Consider the following 3,003-nt stretch of genomic DNA (forward strand, 5'->3'; position numbering starts at 1 on the left):
ACCACCCCGTGACGGAGGAGCCCCCGAAGGGCCGCGGCCCGGACCGCCCGCCGGACCCGGGCGCCCCTCAGCCGTAGAGCCGCTCCGCGTACCGCGGCCCGTAGTACTCCTCCAGCTCCCGCAGGGGGACGTCCGGCGCCTCCAGGCCCTTGGCGATACGGGCGCGGGAGGGCAGGTCGTCCGGGTGCCAGCTCTCCGGCTTCCACAGGTCCGACCGGAGGAACGCCTTGGCGCAGTGGTAGAAGACCTCCTCGATCTCGACCAGCAGCGCCAGCCGCGGCCGGTGCCCCTTGACCACCAGCGCGTCGAAGAACGGGGCGTCGCGCAGCAGTCGCGCCCGGCCGTTGATCCGCAGGGTGTCGCTGCGGCCCGGCACCACATGGATCAGGCCGACGTGCGGGTTGGACAGGATGTTGTGGAAGCCGTCCACCCGGCGGTTGCCCGGCCGGTCGGGGAGGACGAGGGTGCGGTCGTCGAGGACATGGACGAAGCCCTCCGGGTCGCCCTTGGGCGAGACGTCGCACCGCCCCTCGGCGTCCGCGGTCGCCAGCAGGCAGAACGGTGAACGGGCCAGCCAGGCGCGGTCGAGGTCGTGCAGCCGGTCACGGGCCTTGTGGGCGGCCCGCGCGGTCGGCTCGCCGACCAGCGCGCGCAGCTCCGCCTCGGACGTGACCTCCGTGATCTCTGTCGTATCGGTCGTCGGCACGGACCTTCCCCCTTCGTCCCGGGACGCCGTGCCACCGGTGGACGCCTTCGCCACCGCACGGTCGTCACCCTCGTCGCCGACTGTACGGCAGCCCACCGACAACCGCCGTGACGCCGGTTCGGGCCGGGCCCGCGGCCCTATCCGCCGCTCCGCGCTCCGCGCACGGCCCGCGCCCTGCGTACCGTCAGGAACCCGGCGGAGACCACCGCCAGCGCCACCGGGAGCAGCAGCAGCCACCCGGAGAACACCAGCACCCCCGCCGTCAGCACACAGCTCGCGATCCCCCCGTACCACAGGAGGGTGCCGCGGGGCAGCAGGACCAGGGAGGCCGCGAGTCCGGCGAGGGTGACCGCCGCCAGACAGGTGGCGGTGGCCCGCATCAGCAGGTCCAGATCCGCGCCGACGGTGCCGGCCACCGCCGCCAGGACGGCGACGGCGCAGGCCAGCACCACCAGCGAACGGCGCGGCACCTCGCCCGGCGCGCCGCCCTTGGCCAGCCAGCGCGGTGCCGCCCCGTCCCGGCCGAGCGCCGCGCCGAGCCGGGAGGCTCCGGCGACGTACGAGTTGACCGCGCCGAAGGTGAGGAACAGGGCGGCGACCGCCGCCACCGGCCGCGCCGCGACGCCCACGCTCTGCGAGAGCAGCGCGGTCAGCGGGGTGTCGGTGGTGGCCGCCGCCGGCCCCAGGGCGCCGATGGTCGCCACCGCGAGCCCCAGGTAGAGCACGGTGATCGCGGCGAGCGTACGGCGCATCACCCGGGGCAGGTCACGCGCCGGATCGGCGAACTCGCCGGACAGATGGCTCGCCGCCTCCCAGCCCGCGAACGCGAAGAACAGCACCGAGGCCGCCGAGCCGACCGACGACCAGCCGCCCGGCATGAACGGGGTGAAGTGCCCGGCCCGCACATGGGGCGCGGAGGCCAGCACCGCGCACAGCAGCACGGCCGCCAGCAGCCCCCCGAGCAGCAGCTGCACCGAGCCCGACATGCGCAGCCCGAACGCGTTGGAGACGAAGGACCCGGCCAGGACGACACCGCTGACCGCGGCGGCGCCCGCCGTCCCCCAGCCCGCGGCCTCGGCGACGTACGTCCCGCCGATCCAGGCGGCGGACAGCACCCCGACCGGCACCGCCCCGTAGAACCACCAGCCCACCACGGCGGCGGCCCGGGGGCCCGCGGCCCGGTGGACATAGGTGGCGACCCCGCCGCCGTCCGGGTAGCGGGCGCCCAGCGCCGCGAAGGACGCGGCCACCGGGACGCTCAGGGCGAGCAGCAGGACCCAGGCCAGGATCGAGGCGGGGCCCGCCGTCGCCGCCGCCAGGGAGGGCAGGGCCAGGACGCCGGGGCCGAGCACGGCACCGGCGCACAGCGCGGTCCCGCCGCCGACGCCCAGCCGTGCGTCCGGTCGGACAGGGGGACGGAGCGATGTCTTTTGTACGGTCACGTCCGGTGAAATTAACCGCAAAGATGATCGAAAAGAGAGCGTGCCGAACAAAATTCGGTGTAAGGGGCATCATTGCTGTCATGGACGACATTGATTCGGCGATAGTCCGCGAACTCCAGCGCGATGCACGGCAGACCAACCGCGAACTGGCCCGCACCCTGCGCATCGCCCCCTCCACCTGCCTGGAGAGGGTCCGCGCCCTCCGCGCCCGCGGAGTGATCACCGGCTACCGCGCCACGGTGGACCTCCGCGCCCTCAACCGCCCCGTCCAGGCCCTGCTCACGATCCGCATCCGCCCCATGAACCGCGAGGTCATCGAGCGCTTCAAGGCGTTCCTGACCTCCCTGCCGGAGGTGCTGAGCATCTATGTCGTCGCGGGCGGCGACGACTTCCTCGTCCATGTCGCCGTCCCCGACCTGGACCGCCTGCACGTCCTGCTGATGGACCAGGTCTTCAAGCGCCGCGAGGTCGTCGACTGCCGCAGCTCGGTCATCTACCAGCACGTCGCCAACGACGTCGTCGCACCGCTCCCGCCCGCCGGCCACCACCACGCCGCCGCCCCCTCCGGGGTGTGAGCACGGGAAGGGGGCGGCGGGCGCGGTACCGGGGACCACACCGGGCGGTCCCCGGCGGACCGGGCCACGGCCCGGGGCACGGGGTCAGCCGCGGCGGCGCACCACCCGCCTGCGGTGCACGGTGAACAGCACCGCGGCACCGGAGGCGAGGGCGGCGGAGCCGCCGAGATCCAGCGGCACCCCGGCGCCCTCGGCCCGCGCACAGCAGACCGGGCCCCGTCCGGCGGACCCCGCCCGGTGCCCGTGGGCGGCGGCCGGCACGGCGGCCGGCACGGTGAGC

At 75.0% G+C, this 3,003-nt stretch carries 3 protein-coding genes and 1 pseudogene; 1 reads left to right on the forward strand and 3 read right to left on the reverse strand.

Translation table 11 applies throughout. From position 1 onward, the window contains the following. Positions 1-67: 67 nt before the first annotated feature. Both AC51EU_RS29025 and AC51EU_RS29030 read right to left on the reverse strand, forming a co-directional pair. Positions 68-706: a pyridoxamine 5'-phosphate oxidase family protein gene (locus tag AC51EU_RS29025; RefSeq protein WP_496270070.1), complete on the reverse strand. Its 639-nt coding sequence runs from the start codon at positions 704-706 to the stop codon at positions 68-70. Positions 707-843: 137 nt separating this feature from the next. Further along, positions 844-2,148 carry an APC family permease gene (locus AC51EU_RS29030; protein ID WP_496270071.1) on the reverse strand — a complete coding sequence of 435 codons (1,305 nt, stop codon included), beginning with the start codon at positions 2,146-2,148 and terminating at the stop codon, positions 844-846. An 80-nt stretch (positions 2,149-2,228) separates the two neighbouring features. On the opposite strand from AC51EU_RS29030, the gene AC51EU_RS29035 reads away from it, so the two are divergent. Continuing rightward, positions 2,229-2,723 (forward strand): Lrp/AsnC family transcriptional regulator, encoded by a 495-nt coding sequence (locus AC51EU_RS29035; protein ID WP_496270072.1) that lies wholly within the window; start codon positions 2,229-2,231, stop codon positions 2,721-2,723. A gap of 84 nt (positions 2,724-2,807) precedes the next feature. Here AC51EU_RS29035 and AC51EU_RS29040 read toward each other — a convergent pair. Beyond that, a pseudogene (locus tag AC51EU_RS29040) lies at positions 2,808-3,003 on the reverse strand (hypothetical protein); the annotation flags it as partial.

The organism is Candidatus Streptomyces philanthi (assembly GCF_059553635.1).